Consider the following 20,814-nt stretch of genomic DNA (forward strand, 5'->3'; position numbering starts at 1 on the left):
TGGCCGAAGACCACCAGCTAAGATCACTGAATCAGGAAGTAGCACCCATGGCACTGTTTTCGGAAAAAACGGCCGAGAAAGAACTGAACGAACAGAGCAATAAGGTCCATCAGGCTGACCTGAAAACGCTGCTGGACCGACAGAAAGCCATTGAGGGAAAGGTCAGAGACAGCGGCAGGCTGAATCGTTTCTCTACCGATATCAAGCTGATGTTCTCGCTGATTCGCGATTACTGGTACGGCCACTACCGGGCCATACCCTGGAAGTCCGTCGCTGCAGTAGCGGGAGCGTTGCTGTACGTGCTGAATCCGCTGGACCTGATTCCGGATCTGATCTTCGGCTTCGGCCTGGTTGATGATGCCGGTGTGGTTGCCTTGTGCCTTAAACTGGTCGAATCCGATCTGCACCGCTACGCTGCATGGAAGGATCTTCACTCATCATAGGATGAGGGACCAATCGGGCATTGATTAATAATCAACCAGGGAGTATTCTCCCGCCCCCTTAATCGTCACCTGCACAGTTCTGGAGTTACTGTGGATTTCGCCACCCTTATCGGCCTCGTCGGCGCCATTCTTCTGATTTCTTCGGCCATTATCCTGGGCGCATCGCCAGGCATGTTCATCAATCCGCCATCCCTGCTGATTGTGATCGGCGGTACCTTGCTGGTGGTTCTGGCCAAATTCAGTCTTGCCCAGTTTTTTGATGCCTTCAAGGTGGCAGCCCGAGCGTTCAAGTTCAAACTGCCCGAAACTCAGGCCAGCATCGAAGAACTGGTGGAGATTGCCAGCATCGCCCGAAAAGAGGGCGTTCTTGGTATCGAAGGGAGGGAGGTCAGCAGCCCTTTCCTGGGCCAGGGTATTCAGATGCTGGTGGACGGACAGGACGGCAACACCATCAAGCAGCTCCTCAACAAGGAACGCCTGATGACACTGGAACACAACCGGTCGGGCGCAAAAGTGTTCACCGCCATGGCAGATGTGGCTCCGGCCATGGGTATGATTGGCACGCTGATTGGCCTGGTGCAGATGCTGTCCAACATGGAAGATCCCAAGTCTATCGGGCCGGCCATGGCCGTAGCCCTGCTGACCACGCTCTACGGCGCCATGATCGCCACAATGATCGCTACCCCCATTGCCGACAAGCTGTCCCTGCGCATGACGGAGGAGGCCCGCATGCAATCGCTCTATATTGATGCCCTCGTCGCCATCCAGGAAGGCACCAACCCGCGCATTATCGAGCAGATGCTGTCCAGCTATCTTTCGCCCAAAGAGCGGGCCAGAAACGGCGATGCGGAAACGGCAGGCGGTTAAACATGGATGATTTGCCAGAAGAGGAAAAGCCCGGGATTCCTGCGTGGGTTGTCACATTTGCCGACCTGATGTCGCTGCTGATGTGCTTTTTCGTATTGCTCCTGTCGTTTTCGGAAATCGACGCCCAGAAGTTCAAACAGATCGCCGGTGAACTCTCCAAGGCCTTCGGGGTGCAGCGGGAAGTGCCTGCGCTTGAGATCCCTCAGGGCACCAGCCCGATCTTCGACAAGTTTTCGCCGGCGCCGCCAGAGCCCACTGTGGTCAATGAAGTCAAACAGACCACCACCGACGTACAGCCCGAAATCCAGACTCTGAAAAGCCCCGAAGAGAAAGCCATTGAGGAATCCATCCAGGAACAGATGGACGCCAACATGGCCCGGATTCTTGAAGTGCTGGAACCGGCTATTATGGATGGCCGGATCAACGTCTCGGAAGATCAGCGCCGCATCATCATTCGCATTGAGGAGAAGGGCTCGTTTGCCTCAGGTTCAGCCCAACTGACCTGGGAATTCGAAGGCCTGCTTCTGGATATGGCGGAGGTTCTGGCCGACATGCCCGGCGACCTTGCCATTGAAGGCCATACTGATAACGTGCCCATCCGCACCGAACGTTTCTACAGTAACTGGGACCTGTCCGCAGCCCGTGCCGCCGCGGTGGCTAATGTTCTGCTGGCTCGGGAGCAAGTGACTCCGGACCGCATCCGGGTGACCGGTCTGGCAGACACCGAACCACGGGTACCCAACACCTCGCCGGAAAACCGAGCCAAGAACCGGCGGGTTGAAATCGTTATCGATCTGTCAGAGCCCATGGAAGAGCAGGAACTGCGCCTTCGCGAGCTGATTCGTTCCGAAAGCGAGTCGCAAGAAGCCATTATTGGCATTGAGCCCGGTCGGGATACGCCCAGCGAGATTACCTGGTAGTAAAACCTTGCCTCGCGCCCTATCCAGATTGGTGCACAAGCCCTTGATGCGCACGCCTCTGGTGCACTTTGACGCAGATAAATACCTCCCTCGGCGCCCTCAGGTTCTCCAACCCCCCTGCAGTACTTGATATGCATTGTTTTGGAACAGCACTTGCTTAAGTCGCACCCCAACAATGCACAACGGCTCATCAGAAGCCGCGTAATCAAAACATTCAGGAGAAAAACCCGTGGATATCACGAGTGCCGTACACACCCTGACCGAGAGCGCCAACACGCTCTTCATTCTGATTGGCGCCATTATGGTGCTGGCCATGCACGCCGGCTTTGCGTTCCTGGAAGTGGGCACTGTTCGCCATAAAAATCAGGTCAATGCCCTGGTTAAAATCATGACCGACTTCGGCATATCCGCAGTCGCCTATTTTTTCATCGGCTACTACATCGCCTATGGCGGGCACTTTCTCAATGGCGCCGCCGAACTCACCTCCGCCAACGGCTATGAACTGGTCAAATTTTTCTTCCTGATGACCTTCGCCGCGGCCATTCCGGCGATCGTTTCCGGCGGTATCGCAGAGCGTGCCCGCTTCTACCCCATGCTGATTGCCTCGGGCCTGATCGTGGCCTTCGTCTATCCTTTCTTTGAGGGCCTGATCTGGAACGGGAACTTTGGTTTCCAGGCCTGGCTGGAGAACCAGTTTGGTGCGTCCTTCCATGATTTCGCCGGCTCCGTTGTGGTGCATGCTGTCGGTGGCTGGATTGCTCTCGCTGCGGTGCTGCTGCTCGGCGCCCGCACCGGTCGCTATCGCAACGGTCGGGTCGTGGCCTTTGCCCCTTCCAACATTCCGTTTCTCGCCCTCGGCGCCTGGATTCTGACCGTGGGCTGGTTCGGCTTTAACGTCATGTCGGCCCAGACTCTGGACGGCATCAGTGGCCTGGTCGCGGTCAACAGCCTGATGGCCATGGTGGGGGGTATTCTGGTTTCCATGCTGCTCGGCCGCAAAGACCCTGGCTTCATTCACAACGGTCCGCTGGCCGGACTGGTGGCGGTGTGCGCCGGCTCAGACCTGATGCACCCCGTTGGCGCCCTGATTACCGGGGGCGTGGCCGGCGCCATCTTTGTCTACCTGTTCGAGTGGGCACAGGCGAAAATCGAGCGGCTGGATGATGTTCTGGGTGTTTGGCCCTTGCATGGCGTATGCGGTGTCTGGGGCGCCATTGCCTGCGGTATCTTCGGCCAGGAAGCGCTCGGGGGCCTGGGTGGCGTCAGCCTGATGTCGCAGATTATTGGCTCGGTGGCCGGTGTGATCGTGGCCTTTGCCGGCGGGCTCATCGTTTACGGTGCCATCAAAACCATTAGCGGCCTGAGACTGACAGAGGAAGAAGAGTTCAACGGTGCCGACCTCAGCATTCACCGTATCGGTGCCAATGCCGTTGAGTGAGTTTCCGGGCCTTATTGTGCCTGGTAACCGGTAAGCTCCATGTAACCCACGCCGGAATGGCTTCCGGTGACGGAAACCGGGCTCTCCCAATACGGATAGAGCCCGGAATTCCGGTAATCCCCTGCCGGCGCGGAGACCTCAAGGTTCACGTCGAAAGCCGGAAGGGTTATCTGCCAACGGCGCGGATAACCGACTGGCTGGCCCACAGAGGTCAGCCCGATCTGTTCCGGCCCCAGCGCCACCGGCTCGCCCGTGGCTGGAATCCAGGTACCCGAGCGGAATGCCTGTTGTGTTTCCCGCAACTGGAACAGCATCAGCTTGTCCCCCGAATCCAGATGCAGGGCAAACCAGTCCCAGCCCTGCTGTCCGGCTTTGAGAAACTGGCTGCTCCACTCCCGGTCGAACCACCCAGTGCCCGCCACCCTCAACGTGTCACCCTCAAGGGTAACCGTTCCCTCAATTTTCAGATCTACCAGGCTGAAGTACATGGAGCCTTCGCCACTGGCGGATTTGGCGCTGAAACCGTCGTCACCATGAGCCACAGGATCACCTTGCGGCTGCAACGACAGATCGTAGGACCAGTGTTCTGTAGCGACCGACAGCCGCCAGCCAACGTGTCCGCTCGCTGGCCTCAGGTGCCAGTGATCCAGCCAGACTGAAAATGGTTGGGCGGTGGCCCCGGCATGCCCGACGTCACCCCTGGCCAGCTTTTCGGCAAAGCGGTGCTGACCGCTGTAGCTCACCGCTGCGTGAGCCATCCAGGCAGCCTCCAGAGGCCAGAGTGCCGGCTTCGGCGGTTCGGATTCAACGGACCTCGGGGTCAAGGCCTGCCGGAACTGCGTCCATTGCAGACCCAGCGGCCCGCCGTTTTCGGTTTCCAGATTCGCGGTGAGATACCACCATTCAATGCGGTGCTGGGGATGAGGGCCGAAATCGGCGGGGAAGGACAGCCGGTCTCCGGGCCCGGGCTGCAGGAACTGAATCTCATGCTCAGATTCCGCCACACCGGCAAGGCCTGCGAATCCGCTCGGCTGTTCTGCTCGATCACAGGCGGTGAGTAGCAGCGCCAGAAGTACGATAACGAAACGATTCATCGTTCCCCTCCCTGCAGCCCGTGTGCGGACTCCGGCGCCGAGGCCGGGCGACGCAGCTGCAGGCGCATCAGCAAGGCAATGCTGAGGCCGATGATCAGAGCCAACACGGCCAGCTCGATCCAGAACCCCGGGTATACCGCCATCGGCAGTGACCAGCCAAAAGCCAGCGGATTGATGCGCTGGACCAGAATCCAGGTGAGCCACACGCCAAGTGGCAGTGCACAAACCAATACCGCAAAAATCAGAGCCAGGGAGACCCGGGTGAGCTGAGTCGCGGCCTGGCGTTGGGGCATACCCCAGACGATCAGCAGGCGAAAATACCAGGCGCGGGTAGAGAGAAAGACCCACACCATCAGCAACAACGCGGCGGCGGCCAGAATCAGCGTGAGGGTAGTCATGGCCCGGGTCAGCAAGAAGGTCTGATCAAAAACATCAGTGGCCAGGGTCCGGATGGCCTGGTTATCCCTCACGGTCAGCTGAGGGGTATGCCAAAGCCGGGCCAGTTGCGCCTCAACCACTTTGATCTCTTCGATGCCCGCGCTTATCGACAGGCTTCGAAAGCGGGCTTCAAAGTCCTCGGGCAAGAGACTCGCCGGCACCAGCACCTCACCGGAGGGCCGCCCGTAATCCGGATAAACGGCCAGCACCGGAGCCTGTAACCGACGGGCGCCAAGCCTGACGAAGAGACGGTCGCCTACTGCAAGCTGTTGCCTTCTGGCCAACTGCTCATTGACCATTAGCCCCTCGCCCCGCGCCAACGCCTGCCAGGGCGTTTCTGTTTGCGCCAGCAGGCGCCAGTTTTGCACCAGGTGACTGACCGGCCCGAGCGCAAACACATCGACAGGCACCGGCTCACTGCCTGATGCTGCCTGCACGCTGGCCCGCCCACGAATCACCTGATGCCACAATTCCGGGCTCACCAGCTCCGGCTGCGCCGTCAGCCAGCTTGCGGCAGCGGTGATATCCGCCCCTGGCGGTACTTCAATGTAGTAATCCGCTTCCAGCCGTTGCCCCAGCCACTGATCAAAGGTGTCCTCGAACGTGGTTACCAGGGCATGAACCGCCAGCACCAGTGCCAAGGCAAACTGTAGGGCCACCAGCGGTAACGCCAGCCGACGCACCAGGACTGCGACCTCCTGTAAACGCCAGCGAATCAGCGGATCCCCGGTGTTACGGGCGAGCCAGCGGACAACCCCGGCAATCGCCAGCGGGGCCAGCCAACCGGCAGCGAGAAAAACCAGTGCCACCGCCAGGAACAGCCAGATCAGAGTTGGTGCCCACAGAGATACTGCCAGCCCCAGGGCCAGTAGCACCGCAAAAAATGCCGGTTGCACCCGAGTCAGGAGCGGCCCCGACGAGTCCCGAACGCCCGCCAGGCAAGCGGCCACGATCACCGCCACCATGGTCAGGGTTGGCAGCCACCAGTCCTCCCCTCCACCGGCATAGAGCGGACGGTCGAACAGGCCTTCCAGGGCCTGCCCAAAGCCATCTGCCAAAACTAGTGACAGCGCCCGCCCCAACCAAACCCCGGGCAGTATGCACACCAACGCCAGCAGCAGGTTTTCCACCAGCAACAGTCGGCTGAGCTGGCTCCTGTTCACGCCATAGCGATACAGCAAAGCCAGGCTTTCCCGACGTTGAGCCAGACCCAGAAGGAACACACTGCGCAACAACAACGAGGTAATCAGCAGGACCAGCACTCCGAGCGCATCCAGGTTGAGCAGAAAACTGTCACCCAGCTCTGCCGTGTCAGGCGCAACGGCGAATGCCTGATAGCGGTAGCCGGCCGGTGGTGGCGTCTGACCGTCGGCTTGCGACACCAGCAGAACCAGGGCCGATGCTTCGGCTGAGGCCTGGGCGGCGGCTTCGCTGATATCGACGAAGGGCTTGCCATCGAGTTCGCCCTGCCAGGGTGCTGGCGTGTGTTCCGGCTCGGCAAAGCAATGGGCCGCCAGCGGATCAATGCCCACCAGCCGACCGCGCCCCGGTACCGGCACTTCCAGCCAAGGCATCACGCACAGGCCCTGGCGCCGAAGGGTGACAAAGTCCTGCACCGAGACCGGCTGGCCGTCCTCACGCACCACTTGCTGGCGCTCGGCGACAGCGCTCTCGCTCTGTTCAAGGCTGGCCCTGGCCTGGCTGGTGAGGTGATGTATTCCAGTCCAGAGCGCGGTGGCAAGCAGGATCATGGCGGCCAGCGCGGCCAGCTGCAGGGGGTGACGACGATAATGACTGAACAATGCGATGCGGGGAGACATAGGTCTTCAGGGCCGGCCCTGGTGCCCGAGGTCCAGTTGATGCAGGCAACGGGCTGCCAGGTCCGCATCGTGGGTCGCCAGCACCAGCCCACAGCCATGGCGGGCCTGGAGTTCGAACAACTCATCAGCGACAGTCTCAGCCGTCCTCCGGTCCAGGCTACCGGTCGGCTCATCCGCCAGAATCAGTGCCGGCCGGGTAACAAATACCATGGCCAGCGCAGCCCGCTGGCGTTGGCCACCGGAAACCTGATCCGGATAACGCTGGCCCAGCTCACCAATGCCCAACCTCTGGAGCCAGTTGCCAGCGCTGGTGTCGTCCCGGCCAGCCAGGCGCGCTCGCAACCGGATATTATCCAGCAGGGACAGGGTCGGCATCAGGTTGGCATCCTGAAAGACCACGCCGAGTCGGCTCTGCCTCAATTCGCACCAGGCCCGCTCCAGGGCCTTACCCGTTGGCGCGCCATCCCCGGCCAAAGGCTGTCCCAACATCACCAGCCGACCGGAACCGGGAGACTCCAGGCCACAAAGAATATTCAGCAGCGTGCTTTTCCCGGAACCAGACGGGCCAATGAGCGCCAGCGACTCGCCTCGCCCCAGATGCACACTCAGTTCCCGCAACACGGTCACATGCTGGTCGCCGCTCTCGAACTGTTTGCTCAGACCGGTGGCACTGATCAGGTTATCGGCCATGCTTTCTCCCGGTATTCAGTCGGCAGCCCCCAGAGGTTCTGCCGCACCGTTCCTGCTTTGGGCACGCCATTCCCGGAATTGCTCGACCCAGGACAACAGCGCTGGAATCACCAGCAGCACCAGGAAGGTGGACAGTCCCAAGCCAAAGGCAATGGACGTTGCCATAGGAATCAGGAACTGGGCCTGCAACGACGTTTCGAACAGCAGCGGTGTCAGCCCCCCAATAGTGGTCAGGGACGTCAGCAGAACCGCGCGAACCCGCTGCACGGCGGCCTCATTCAGGGCATCCGTGATGTCCAGCCCCTTCTGCCGTTGCTGGTTGTAGAAAGCCACCAGAATAATGGCGTTATTCACCACGATACCGGACAGGCCGAACAACCCGAACAGGGACAGTATGGTGAGCTGCAGCCCCATGATCCAGTGGCCCAGCAGGGCACCGACCAGGGCAAAGGGAATAATCGCCATGACGATCAGGGGCAGGCTCCAGGATGCAAATACCCAGGCCAGCACCACATACATCAGGGCCAGGCCGATAAGCAGCCCCGTTTGCATGTCCGCCATGGTTTCGCGTTGATCGGCCGAGCGGCCCTCAAAGCTGTAGCGCACACCGTGGCGACTGGCGATCTCCGGCAAAGGCCCGGACTGCAGGCTTTCAAGAATCTGGTCGGTGGTGGCAACCCGGGTATTCAGTGCCGAGGTGACCTCCACCGCGAGCTTGCCATCGGCATGGCGCAGGGCCTGGAACCCCTGGCGGTGATCCAGGTTCATCACCTGGGTCAGCGGTACGAAACGGCCATCAGGGATGCGGATGGTCATGCGCTCCAGGGTGGAATATTGCTCCCGTTGCGCCCTCGGCAACTGCACCCGGACTTCCACCTCATCGCGACCATCCTGGTAGATCTGGGCGATCCGGCCATCAAATGCCGCCCGCAACTGTCGGCCCAGATCCACAGTGGTCAGCCCCAGAGCTTCACCATAGGGGCTCACCTGATAGAGCAACTGTTCCCGGCCCCAGGGCATATCGTCTTCCACATCCAGCACGCCCGGCAGGGTAGCCAGTGCCTGGGCCACTTCATCCGCTGCCCGCTTCAGGGCCTCTGCGTCATCACCGGTCAGTCGCACATTGACATCTCGCCCGGGCGGGCCGGCCTGGCGCTCGTTGATGTTCAGGGCATCGAGTCCGGCTGGCAGCGTCATACGGCTGCGCCATTCCCGAATGAACTCGGCATTGCGCACAGAACGGCTGTCCGAAGGCACCAGCTCCACCAGCATGGAGCCAAGCTCGTCATCGTTCCGGGAACTGCCCTCAGCCCCTTGAGTAGCGCCGTAGGTGGTCACGGCATGGAGTACGAGATCGCCACCCAGGGCCTCCTCCGTTTCAGTGAGTGAGCGCTGCATTTCCCGGATGAAGCGCGCCACCGTGTCCTTGTCCGTGCCCGCCACAAAGCTGGCATTGGCGTAGAACACCGATGGTTCCGGCGTCGGGAAGAAATTGAACCCAAGCCGTCCACCGGCCAGCAGGCCGACGGTGACAATGGCCAACGCCAGTGCCGAGGCTACGGTCATGCCCCGGTGCTTCAGGCTGTAGCGGGAGAACCGGCGGAAAGGGCCGTCGCGGAAGGTATCGAACCGCTGCTCAAATCCCCGGCGCAAACGGGCCACGGCGTGAGGGCGTCGCTCTGGCTGATTCTCGGATACCTTGCGGACAAAGGCATGGCGAAGATGGGCTGGCAAGACCACAAAACACTCCAACAGAGAGGCAATCAACACGCAGATCATCACCACCGGAATATCGCCCAGGATATTGCCTATTACACCTCCCACCACCAGCAGTGGCATGAACGCCGCCACCGTGGTCAGGGACGAAGCCAGTACTGGCCAGACCATACGCTTGGCAGCGCCTTCGGCGGCATAGATGGACTGCTCTCCCATACGGGCATGGGCATCCGCGTCCTCCCCCACAACGATGGCATCGTCAACGATCACCCCCAGGGCCATGATCAGGGCAAACAGTGAAATCATGTTGATGGAGCCGCCGATCAGCCATAGCACCCCCAGGGCGGCGAGAAAGGCGGTGGGAATACCCACCGCCACCCAGGCGGCGACCCGCCCGGGAAGAAACAGGTAGAGCAGCCCCACCACCAGCACCAGACCACCCAGGCCGTTATTCACCAGCAGGGAAATCCGGTCTTCAATCAGCTGCCAGGTTTCGTCGTAAACCTTGATATTTACGGTGGCCGGCAAGGTCGGGCGGGTATCCGTCAGCCAGGACTCAAACACCCGCGCGGCGGTCAGGGAGTTGCCGTTTTCCGCCCGCTGAAGCTGCAGCTCTACGGCGGGCATGCCGTTGTTTTCCATGACCGTCTGGTTGTCCCGGGCTTCCTGGCGGATGATGGCTATGTCACCCAGTTGCATGCGGATGCGATCACCGCTGAGCACCGGAATGGTCTCGAAGGCCTGGGGGCTGCGTCGCTGTTCCACCGCCCGCAGCTCTCGGGTGGCATCCTGCTGAGCCATCATCCCCGCCGGCAGGTCACGGGACAGCGACGCCACCCGATCGGCAATCTGTTCCAGCGACAGGCCCAAGGATTCCAGCCGCTCCACCGGCACATCAATACTGATCTGCTGCTCCGGCAGGCCCCGGAGCGTGACCCGGTCGATGCCCCGGTCCAGCAATTCATCTTCAAACCGGTACACCAGCTGGCGCAACTCGGCCCGGTCGACATCACCGTAAACCAGCAGCCGGGCCACCGGTTCGTACCGTTCAACCCTGGCCACCTGCGGTTCTTCGGCATCCGCCGGCAAGTTATTGAACTCGTCGACCTGCTGGCGCACGTCATCCACTGCCTGTATCGGGTCGGTGCCTTCATGGAATTCCAGGGTAATGGACGACACCCCCTGCGCCGACGTGGAGGTCATCTTCTTGAGGCCGTCGACGCTGCGCAGACGCTGCTCAAGCGGGTCGGTAATACCGCGCTCCACATCCTCGGCCGACGCCCCACTCCACACCACCCGCACGCTGACCACATCCAGGGCGAAAGTAGGGAAGAACTGGATATTCATGCGGGTCAGGGCCATTACGCCACCGAGCAACATCACCAGCATCACCAGATTGCCGGCCAACCGGTGATGGACAAAAAAGCCGATCACACCCTTTTTGCGACTCATGAGGCCGGTGCCCCCTCGCTATCCGCCAGCTTTACTTTCAGGCCGGTGATCGCATTGGGCAGATGGGTGGTGATCAGATGCATGCCCGGTTTCAGGTGTTCACTGGCGATCAACAACCGGCGCTCGCCATTCTCGCTGAGTGCCTCGCCAACCCGTTGCACCGTCACCCGCTGCATGCGGTTATCATCAGTCATGATGTAAACACTGTCGGCCCCGTACAGTGCGCTGAAGGGTATGGCAATCAAGTTGTCCCTTGCTGGCCGCTGCAGCAACAGTGGCTGCAAAGCCCCGGGCCGCAAGGCTCCCGATTCCCCGTTCAGCTCCAGCACCGCCTCGGTACCGGCCGGATCAGACAGGCCGGCAAACCGGACCAGCTCAAAGCGCTGGCCGGAATCCTCGGTGGTAGCCGTTAGTGTTGCCCCCTCGGCCAGGGCATCCACCAACTCGCCGAGATACATCTGCGGCACCCGCGCCCGGACTTCCAGCCCCTGTATCGGATAGATGCTCAACAACGCCTGATTGCGGGATACCTGATCGCCAGCCGCCACTTGCAGGTTGGTGACCATACCGTCAAAAGGCGCTGTTGATACCGCCCGCTCACCGTCCAGTTCTGCCGAACTCAGACTGGCCCGGGCCTGCGACAACCGGGCTTCCAGGCTTTGCAGCCGGGCCGGATGCTCGGCTATGGCCCGCTCCCGGGTACGAACGGTCAATTCCGCCCTGGCCAGCGTATCGGTGGCAGCCTCAAGGCTTTCGCGGGAGGCCAGGTTGCGCTCAACCAGCGACTGAGTGCGCTCAAACTGGCGACGGGCGTTGTCCAGAATGGCCTTTTCACTCTCCAGGGATTGCTGATCGTTGCGGTATCGCACCTGTTCGGACCGCACCTGCGCCTCCAGGTCGGCGACCTGGGCCCGAGCCTGGGCAAGTACCGGTTCAATATCGGCGGAATCCAGCGCGACCAGCAAGTCACCTTCGCTCAACTGCTGCCCTTCCCGTACCGGTAACCGGTCAATACGCCCGGCCAGAGTGGCGGTGATGGTCTGCAGATCCGGCGCCACCACCTCACCATACAGAGGCAGTACCGGGGTCGCTTTCGCAGGACGTATTTCCTGTACCTGAACCAGCCAGCTGCGCTCGGTGGCGGACACTTCCGCCGGTTCCGGCCGGGTTACCTTCAGAAGCAGAAAGCCGGCGATACCGAGAGCGATCATCAACAGGGGGAGCAGTTTTCTGGACATGGGCCGTCGATACTCTGATTAAATGAAGGTGCGCGAAGGCAACGAATTTACTATACAATTTTCAACAGGTTCCGGATTACTCCGGCAGGTTTCCCGGCTTCAGGACAGACTCCGTTGGACGCCACTCACGATACCCTGATCAACGTCACCCTGCTGAACATCCTTCTGGTGTGTGCCGTTGTGGTAATACATAACGAAGTCCTGATCCGTTTAAGCGGCCTTCTCGCACGCATGCGCCAAAGCCACCATTTCCGTTTGATTGTGGCGGTGCTCGGCTGCCTGACCGCCCATGCCCTGCAAGTGTGGATCTTCGCCACGGCCTTTTATTTCATGCACCACGCCGAGGGCTGGGGCCAGCTAACAGGTAACTTCAGTGGCACCATGCTGGACTGTGCCTACTTTTCCTTCACCACCTTCACCACGCTGGGCTATGGCGATATCGAGGCCGTCGGCCAACTCCGGCACCTCACCGGCATCGAGGCACTCACTGGCCTGATGTTGATCACCTGGAGTGCCTCGTTCCTGTTCCTGGAAATGCAGCGCTACTGGCCAACCCGATAGCCACCACGCCTCAGATCCATTTGCAACGGGCCAGGGTGTAATAAAGCAAGGGCACCACGATCACGGTGAACAGGGTCGACATTGCCAGGCCGAACACCAGCGAAATCGCCAGCCCGTTGAAAATGGGGTCGCTCAGGATAAAGTAAGCGCCCACCATGGCCGATATAGCCGTCAGCAGGATAGGCTTGATGCGCACCGCACCCGCCATGACCACCGCCTTATCAAGCGCCATGCCTTCTTCCATTAATTGCTGGATAAATACGACCAGCAGGATGGAGTTACGCACAATGATGCCGGCCAGGGCGATCATGCCAATCATGCTGGTGGCGGTGAACTCCTTATCCAGCAGAGCATGGCCCGGCATGATGCCGATCAGGGTCAACGGAATCGGAGCCATGATGATCAGCGGCAGCAAATAGGAGCGGAACTGGGCCACCAGCAGCACAAAGATCATGAAGACACCCACGCTGTACGCGGCGCCCATGTCCCGGAAGGTTTCATAGGTAATCTGCCACTCACCGTCCCACTTCAGAGTACCTTTTTCCGGCAACGGCGGTTGCTGGATAAAGAACTGCTCCGGAGCCTCCGCCTGATTTTCCAGCAAGTCCACCATACGGAACATGCCATAGAGGGGCGAGTCGATGTCTCCGGCCATATCGGCCGTGACGTAGGTCACTGGCAGCAGATCCTTATGATAGATGGCCCCCATCCAGTCCGCCTCCCGCACGTCTGCGATGCTGGCCAACGGAACCAGTTCACCACTGCGACTGCGCACCTGTACCGAAAGCAGGGCCGAGGGCTGTGCCTTGTCACCCTCGGCCAGAATCACCCGAATCGGCACTGGGTATTTGGCCTGGTCATCATGCAGATAACTGACACCAGCCCCGCCCAGCGCGGTCTGCAAGGTACTGACCACCAGCGCCTGGGAGACCCCGAGCCGGGCTGCCCGAGCCCGATCCACCACCACTTCCCATTGCCGGGTAGGGGCCTCCAGGGTGGTATCAATATCCACCAGCCCCTCGATACCGTTCATATCGTCAGCAATCAGGGTTGCCAGTTCCGCCCGGCGGAAGGCATCGGCGGCATAGATTTCGGCCACCACCGGCGACAGCACCGGCGGCCCCGGTGGCACCTCAACAATTTTCACCCTGGCACCATAGCGATCGGCAATGGCTGTCAGCGGGCCACGCAGGCTCTGGGCAATCTGGTGTGATGGCCGCTCTCTGTGCCCGGAGCCGGCCAGGTTTACCTGAATATCGCCCTGATAGGGTTCGCTGCGCAGATAATACTGCCGCACCAGCCCGTTGAAATTGATGGGCGATGCGGTACCGGCATAGGTCTGCCAGTCGGTGACTTCCGGCACCGTTTCCAGATAATGGCCCATATCAGTGAGCACCCGCTGGGTCTGTTCCACCGGCGTGCGCTCAGGCATATCCAGAATCACCTGCAGCTCGGATTTATTGTCGAACGGCAGCATCTTGAGAATGACCGCCAGAAAGACCGGCAAGGACGCTGCCGCCAGCGTCAGCAGCACCACGCCAAGACCCAGAAAACGGCGGCGCCAGGCATGCTCGCCCAGAAACGGTCCCAACACACCGTTGAAGATCTTCATCGCCAGCGGGCTGGCACCCTCGGCGGAACTGGCGGCCTCACCGCCGTCGTCCAGCTCCTGGCCCTTTTTGTGTTTCAGCAAACGGAAGGCCAGCCAGGGGGCGACCACAAAGGCGACGATCTGCGAAACCACCATGCCGGCCGAGGCATTGATGGGAATCGGGCTCATGTAGGGGCCCATCAGGCCAGTCACAAACGCCATGGGCAGCAGCGCGGCCATGATGGTCAGGCTCGCCATAATGGTGGGGGTACCCACCTCATCCACCGCCACCGGGATGATGTCCCTGATCGAACGGCGAGTGTTCTGGATGCGCCGGTTGATGTTCTCGGTGATCACGATGGCGTCATCCACCAGAATCCCGATGGAAAAGATCAGCGCGAACAGCGACACCCGGTTCAGGGTAAAGCCCCAGGCCCAGGAAAACACCAACGTTAGCAGCAGTGTAATCAGTACCGAAATACCGACAATCAGGGCCTGGCGCCAGCCCATGGCCGCCAGCACCAGCAGCATCACCGCCACGGTGGCGGACACCAGATCGGAGATCAGTTTCTGTGCCTTGTCGGAGGCGGTCACCCCGTAATCTCGGGTCACCAGCACTTCAATATCCGGTGGCAGGGCCCGGTTACGCAGCTCATCCAGCCGCCGCTCGATGGCGGTGGTGATATCAATGGCGTTTTCGCCGGGCTTCTTGGCAATCGCCAGCGTCACCGCCGGATACACCTGGCCGGCCACGCCTGCCTTATGCTCCGGGTGGGCCGGGCCGAAACCGACCATCACGCTCTGGTCCGGCACCGTCCCGCCACGGCGCACTTGCGCCACATCATCCATGTAGACGGCCGCCCCATTGTGCATGCCCACCACCAGGGAACGGACATCGTCTACGGATTCCAGCAGCGTTCCGGCCTGTACCGGAATGGAGACGTTGTCGCGGGTTACCCGGGCTTCCTGGCTGGCCGCGTTGCCGGCATTGAGCGCACTCGCGATGTCCTCGGTGGTGAGGCCATAGCCCGCCAACAGCGCCGGATCAAACAGGATGTCCACCCGGTCCGGTACGCCGCCGAGGGTATAGATGTCCCGGGTACCGGGCACGCGCTTGAGGGCCACTTCGAGCATGTGTGCCAGCCGGGTGAGTTCCTCCCCGGAATGGGTGTTGGTGGGATCAAACAGGGTCAGGCTCATCACCGGCACATCATCGATGCCACGGGGCTTGATCAGGGGCTGGGAGGCTCCGAGATCCGGCGGCAGCCAGTCCTGGTTGGAATACACCTGGTTGTAGAGCCGCACCAGTGCTTCCTGTCGGGTGATACCGACCTCGAATTCAACGGTCACCACCGCCTGGCCCTGTCGTGACACGGAGTAAACATGCTCTACGCCCTTGATCTCACTCATCACCTGTTCGGCCGGCGTGGCAATCACACTTTCCACTTCTCGGGCACTGGCTCCCGGCAGCGCCACCATGATGTCGGCCATGGTGACATCAATCTGGGGTTCCTCTTCTTTTGGTGTGACGATCACCGACAGGACACCGAGGATGATCGCCAGAATGGCCAGCAGCGGGGTCAGATGATTGTTCTGAAAGGCCCGGGCAATGACACCGGACGGGCCAACCGGGGGCAATTCCTGACTCATGGCCGCTTACTCCCCGCTTGCCGCTGAGGAACCGGGCATGGCCAGTGTTTCGCTGCCCACCAGAACCCCCGGATTGCTCACTACCTGTTCACCGGCACTGAGCCCCGACAACACCTCCAGCCGCTGACCATCGCGAACGCCGGGCCGAATCTGGCGCAGCCGTGGCTCGCCCTCAGGGTTAATCACGAACACGGCCCGCAGTTCACTGCGCTGAACCAGGGCAGACGCCGGAATCCACAGCGCCTCCCGGCTCGCCACCGGCACACTCACTTTCACCAGCATGCCCGGGAACAAGGCACCATTGGGTTCGTTGAGCTGAAGGCGCAGCCGGAAGGTATGGGTTTGCGGGTTGGCATAGGGATAGAACGTCATCTCGCCGGTCTCCAGCACCCGGCCATCGGGCAGGGTCACGGTGGCCTGGCGCTGGCTGCGGGCCACGTCGGCGTATTTCTGGGGCAGATCCACCACCACCCGCAGCTGTTCGAGGGACAAACCGCTAAGCAAAGGCTGGCCGGGGCTCACAGACTCACCCAACTCGACATGCCGTTCGGTGAGAATGCCGCCATAGGGGGCGATAATACGGGTGTAGTCCAGCTGCTTGCGGGCTTCGGCCACCGCCGCTTCCGCCCTTTCCACCCTGGCCTGAGCAGCGCTCATATTATTGCGGGCCTGGTCGAATTCCTGCCGGGACACCAGGCCCCGTTCATGAATGGCTTCGATTCTTTGATACTGCTGACGGGCATCCTGCAACCCGGAACGGGCTTCCTGCAATCCGGCTTCAGCCTGGTTGAGCCGGGCCTGCTGTTCGCTGTCTTCCAGGCGCACGATCAGATCACCGGCGGCAACAGAATCATCCACATCAAAGGGCAGCTCCACCACCGTACCGCTGGTCTGGGCGGATACGGTACTCTGCTGAACCGCTTCAATAACACCATCAAGATGGGCGGTTTCCTGCAGGGTGGCCCGCGTTACCGCCTGCGTTTCCACGGTCTCAGCCGATAAAGCGGAACTGATCAGCATCAGAAGCAGCACCCGAATCGCCTGAACACACTTACCCATCTTCGTTATTCCTTTAGAGAATTACTTGATAACCAATTGTAGCATTACCCCTGACACCCTTCAGTCTAGTTGCTGTCCTTGCGAACCGGGTTTGATCAACGACAAAAAAACCCCGGATGGAGTGACCTCCACCCGGGGTATCAATGTCACCCGCCGGCTATGAGAAGCGGGTAACCGCCATAATCGTTTTTACCACCGGGCCGTAAGCGCTGCGCGCAATGTGCGCCCCGGCTCATTGACCCGGAACACCCCGCTGTCGGCCAGGTTGTCCTTACTGACATGGTTCGCCCAGGTATTGTCGAACAGGTTATCCACTGCCCAGGTCAGGCTCAGATTGGCCATGAGCGGGTGGGTGCCGGACAGGTTGAATACGCCGTATCCTGGCGAAGTACTGGGGTCCAGTCCGGATTCAAGATCTACCCGATCCTGGCGACGGGCCAGTTGCCATTCGGCCTCCAGAGTATGGCCCTGATAATGCCAGCCCAGGGTCTGGATAAACTGGATAGGCGGAATCCGCGGCAGCGCCTTGTCGGCATCCCGGTTTTCGCCGCGCACGGAAGCCAGCTTGCTGTTGCTGCTCCAGGTACCGTTGCTCCATCCCAGCATGCCCTCCACACCAAGCAGGCGGGCGCTGATATTTTCGTAGCGGGTATCCGTGGTGTTATTCGGATTGCGGATGTCAAAGCGGTAAACATAGTCATCCACCTGATCTACCCAGACGGCCGGGCGCCAGCTCCACTCGCCCTGATTGCCGGGCAGGCTGACTTCCAGCTTGTGGTGTTTTTCGGTGTCCAGATCCGGGTTTCCAATCCAACTGCCTTTCATGGTCTTACGGGCAACGTAGCGCTCATTCACGCTGGGGGAGCGCACGCTGTGGCTGGCCGTAACTTCAAGGGCCTGGACCGAAGAAAAACGCCACTCCCCGGTCAGGAAACCACTCACGTTGTCATCGTTGGCTTCGGTATCGTTTGCACCATAGGCCGAGGCATAAAGTCCCGAAGGGGAGAACGTCATCATACCGCCGGCCATCGGAGTAAACGTCTGGACTGCTCGAGTGGCATCCATTTCAACCCGGTCATAACGGATGCCGGCACCGAGGCGGGCGTTGGCGCGGATCTGGTGGAAGGCTTCCACAAACACACCTACCCGGTCTCGCTCAACGCCCGGCCACATCAAAGAGGCCTCGTGGTCGAGATTCATGCCGTTGTACATGGTGGCGTCCCACTCATTGCTTTCCACATCCACACCAAAGGCAATATCTTTGGTGTAGTTGATGGTCTGATCCAGCACCAGTCGGGCGCCCCGGGTACGGGTTTCCGAGTTGGTCTGCATTTTCATGGGCATACCCATATTTACCGGCGGCTCACGCAGGCTGAAATTATCCATCACGTGATCCACATCTGCCTGCCAGGCCATCAGGTTCCAGCCGCCGCTGGCGACCGGCGCTCCCAGCTCCAGCCGGTACAGGTCGGTATCCGTTTTCGGTGCATCCATACCCCGGCCGGGAAACTTTACATCCCGCTCTTCCTGGCGGCTGACCAGGCCCTTGATGTAGAAGCCATTATCAGCGGTCCAGGCAGCATCCACCCGGCCTTCAGAGTTTTTGTAGGCGCTACGGACGTCGTTACCGTCGCCGTCTTCATAGTCGTCGGCTTCGTCGTAGCCGCCAGCGAGGCGGATAAACGTTTCCTTGTCACCGACCGCCACGCTGCCATTCACCAGCTTGCCTTCGCCATTGTCGGCACCGCCGACGGTCAGGTGGCCGGTTGTGCGGTTGTCATCAGCAAATTCCGGGGCGGCGGTGGTGGCGACCACCTGGCCGCCGGCAATCGGGCCCCAGCGCAGGGTGCGGTTGCTGGTGCGCACTTCCAGCACCGGAGCCAGCGCCGTGCTCAAGCGGCTGGTGGGCGGATCCATCCGGCTAGGGCAGGCTCCTTCCACCCGCATGCCGTCGAGCAGCACCTCAACCCGCTCTTCGTTCTGGCCACGGATCACCGGGTCCAGACCGCGGCCACCCATGCGCGACAGCGAAACCCCGGCATCCGATGACAATCGCTGCACGGGTTCGGTCTGAATGGCCGCGGCAGAGAGCCGGGCGGCTTCGGCAGACTGACCTTCGGTCACCCGGATCAACATCAGGGCATCGGCTTCAGACTGGGCATGGGCAAGAGGTGCGACAGCATAGCCGGCCATCACAAGGCTGATACAGCGAGCCAGGTGGGTCTTTCTCAGCATGGGTTGGCGGTCCTTGGGGCGTTTTGATCAGGTATTTTGCGAATTAGCCGGAATTGTATGCCGCTTCATTTTCATTGGATTGAGACACAATGCCGCACCCCCTTGGGGGTATCTCCGTCGGGTAGAACGCCGGGCTTTGCAGCAGATTCACTTGCCAAATACCGCACCGCTGTGGTGCAATCAGTGCCCTTTTTTTGGGCGACCGCATTTTCTTGCGACCTTCAATACGCGTATTCCGAGGGCATGACACCATGACTGCAAAACTCGACGAAAAGCTCGAACCGATCTTCCAGGATGTTCTTCATCGCAACCCGGGTGAGAAGGAATTCCACCAGGCGGTTCACGAAGTACTGGAAACCCTGGGGCCCGTGCTGGTGAAGTACCCGGAGTTCGCGGACAAGAAGATCATCCAGCGCATCTGCGAACCCGAGCGCCAGATCATCTTCCGTGTGCCCTGGCAGGACGACAGCGGTGAGATCCACATCAACCGAGCCTTCCGTGTCGAGTTCAACAGTGCTCTTGGCCCCTATAAAGGTGGCATGCGTTTCCACCCATCTGTTTACCTCGGCATCATCAAGTTTCTGGGCTTCGAACAGATCTTCAAGAATGCCCTGACCGGACTGCCCATCGGCGGTGGTAAAGGCGGCAGCGACTTCGACCCGAAAGGCAAGTCGGACGACGAAATCATGCGTTTCTGCCAGAGCCTGATGACCGAACTGTACCGCCATCTGGGCGAGTACACCGACGTTCCCGCCGGTGACATCGGCGTCGGTGGCCGCGAGATCGGCTACCTGTTCGGCCAATACAAGCGCATCACCAACCGCTACGAATCCGGCGTATTCACCGGCAAAGGCCTGGACTGGGGCGGCAGTCGCGCCCGTACCGAGGCCACCGGTTACGGCACCGTGTTCTTCACCCACGAAATGCTCAAGGCTCGTGGTGACTCCCTGGAAGGCAAGACCGTGGTGGTGTCAGGCTCCGGCAACGTAGCCATCTATGCCATCGAAAAATGCCACGAACTGGGCGCCAAGGTAATTGCCTGCTCCGACTCCCAGGGCATGATCGTGCATGAGAAGGGCATTGACCTGCAGACGGTCAAGCGCATCAAGGAAGTGGAGCGCCGCCGTATCAGCGCCTACACTGAGTTCCACAAGGATGCCAAGTACGTGGAAGACGGCAACATCTGGAGCGTTCCGTGTGATGTGGCCCTGCCTTGCGCCACCCAGAACGAACTCAACGGCAGCGATGCCAAGACCCTGGTGGAAAACGGCTGTATCGCAGTTGCCGAAGGCGCCAACATGCCGACCACGCCGGAAGGCATCATCATCTTCCAGGACGCCAAGATTGCTTACGGCCCGGGCAAGGCCGCTAACGCCGGTGGTGTTGCAACTTCCGCCCTGGAAATGCAGCAGAACGCCAGCCGCGATTCCTGGACTTTCGATTACACCCAGAAGCGCCTTGAGGAAATCATGATCGATATCCACAAGAACTGTTACGAGACCGCCGCAGAGTTTGGCGCTCAGGGTAACTATGTGCTGGGCGCGAACATCACCGGGTTCCTTCGCGTAGCCAAGGCTATGACCGCCATGGGCGTGATCTGAT

14 protein-coding genes are annotated in these 20,814 nt (G+C 60.6%); 6 read left to right on the plus strand and 8 right to left on the minus strand.

Going from position 1 to position 20,814, the window contains the following annotated elements; genetic code table 11:
- Positions 1 to 47: 47 nt before the first annotated feature.
- The 4 genes from ARC85_RS00495 to ARC85_RS00510 all read left to right on the plus strand — a co-directional run bounded on the left by ARC85_RS00495 (position 48) and on the right by ARC85_RS00510 (position 3,668).
- Positions 48 to 443, plus strand: coding sequence for a YkvA family protein (locus tag ARC85_RS00495; protein ID WP_286714245.1), 396 nt, complete (start codon positions 48 to 50; stop codon positions 441 to 443).
- A 90-nt stretch (positions 444 to 533) separates the two neighbouring features.
- Positions 534 to 1,310 (plus strand): flagellar motor protein PomA, encoded by a 777-nt coding sequence (gene pomA / locus ARC85_RS00500; protein WP_014420230.1) that lies wholly within the window; start codon positions 534 to 536, stop codon positions 1,308 to 1,310.
- Positions 1,311 to 1,312: 2 nt separating this feature from the next.
- Positions 1,313 to 2,230 carry a flagellar motor protein MotB gene (locus ARC85_RS00505; protein WP_022993371.1) on the plus strand — a complete coding sequence of 306 codons (918 nt, stop codon included), beginning with the start codon at positions 1,313 to 1,315 and terminating at the stop codon, positions 2,228 to 2,230.
- A gap of 229 nt (positions 2,231 to 2,459) precedes the next feature.
- Positions 2,460 to 3,668 (plus strand): ammonium transporter, encoded by a 1,209-nt coding sequence (locus ARC85_RS00510; RefSeq protein WP_011783865.1) that lies wholly within the window; start codon positions 2,460 to 2,462, stop codon positions 3,666 to 3,668.
- A gap of 11 nt (positions 3,669 to 3,679) precedes the next feature.
- On the opposite strand, the gene ARC85_RS00515 is transcribed toward ARC85_RS00510, so the two are convergent.
- From ARC85_RS00515 to ARC85_RS00535, 5 genes are read right to left on the minus strand one after another with little or no spacing between them, the layout of a single operon-like run.
- Positions 3,680 to 4,762, minus strand: coding sequence for a lipocalin-like domain-containing protein (locus tag ARC85_RS00515; RefSeq protein ID WP_286714126.1), 1,083 nt, complete (start codon positions 4,760 to 4,762; stop codon positions 3,680 to 3,682).
- A complete protein-coding gene (locus ARC85_RS00520; protein ID WP_286714127.1) occupies positions 4,759 to 7,020 on the minus strand; it encodes an FtsX-like permease family protein in 2,262 nt (753 codons plus the stop codon). Before ARC85_RS00520 ends, ARC85_RS00515 begins: the two co-directional genes overlap by 4 nt.
- 6 nt (positions 7,021 to 7,026) lie before the next feature.
- Entirely contained in the window at positions 7,027 to 7,710 is a 684-nt protein-coding gene (locus tag ARC85_RS00525) for an ABC transporter ATP-binding protein (protein WP_286714128.1), read from the minus strand.
- A 15-nt stretch (positions 7,711 to 7,725) separates the two neighbouring features.
- A complete protein-coding gene (locus tag ARC85_RS00530) occupies positions 7,726 to 10,878 on the minus strand; it encodes an efflux RND transporter permease subunit (RefSeq protein WP_286714129.1) in 3,153 nt (1,050 codons plus the stop codon).
- Complete coding sequence (locus ARC85_RS00535; protein WP_286714130.1) at positions 10,875 to 12,116, minus strand: efflux RND transporter periplasmic adaptor subunit; 1,242 nt, start codon at positions 12,114 to 12,116, stop codon at positions 10,875 to 10,877. The genes ARC85_RS00530 and ARC85_RS00535 overlap by 4 nt, the downstream gene beginning before the upstream one ends.
- Before the next feature lie 114 nt (positions 12,117 to 12,230).
- Here ARC85_RS00535 and ARC85_RS00540 point away from each other — a divergent pair, with 114 nt between their 5' ends.
- On the plus strand, positions 12,231 to 12,677 hold the full coding sequence (locus tag ARC85_RS00540; RefSeq protein WP_014420223.1) for a potassium channel family protein: 447 nt from the start codon (positions 12,231 to 12,233) through the stop codon (positions 12,675 to 12,677).
- A gap of 10 nt (positions 12,678 to 12,687) precedes the next feature.
- Here ARC85_RS00540 and ARC85_RS00545 read toward each other — a convergent pair whose 3' ends face one another.
- From ARC85_RS00545 to ARC85_RS00555, 3 genes are all read right to left on the minus strand, one after another.
- Positions 12,688 to 15,918 carry an efflux RND transporter permease subunit gene (locus ARC85_RS00545; protein ID WP_286714131.1) on the minus strand — a complete coding sequence of 1,077 codons (3,231 nt, stop codon included), beginning with the start codon at positions 15,916 to 15,918 and terminating at the stop codon, positions 12,688 to 12,690.
- 6 nt (positions 15,919 to 15,924) lie between these two features.
- Positions 15,925 to 16,977, minus strand: coding sequence for an efflux RND transporter periplasmic adaptor subunit (locus ARC85_RS00550; protein ID WP_273030723.1), 1,053 nt, complete (start codon positions 16,975 to 16,977; stop codon positions 15,925 to 15,927).
- Between the two features lie 189 nt (positions 16,978 to 17,166).
- Positions 17,167 to 19,212, minus strand: coding sequence for a TonB-dependent receptor domain-containing protein (locus ARC85_RS00555; RefSeq protein WP_286714132.1), 2,046 nt, complete (start codon positions 19,210 to 19,212; stop codon positions 17,167 to 17,169).
- 251 nt (positions 19,213 to 19,463) lie between these two features.
- On the opposite strand from ARC85_RS00555, the gene gdhA reads away from it, so the two are divergent.
- Positions 19,464 to 20,813 (plus strand): NADP-specific glutamate dehydrogenase, encoded by a 1,350-nt coding sequence (gene gdhA, locus ARC85_RS00560; RefSeq protein ID WP_286714133.1) that lies wholly within the window; start codon positions 19,464 to 19,466, stop codon positions 20,811 to 20,813.
- Position 20,814 lies beyond the last annotated feature (1 nt).

The organism is Marinobacter sp. tcs-11 (assembly GCF_002049515.1).
Lineage (GTDB): Bacteria > Pseudomonadota > Gammaproteobacteria > Pseudomonadales > Oleiphilaceae > Marinobacter > Marinobacter nauticus.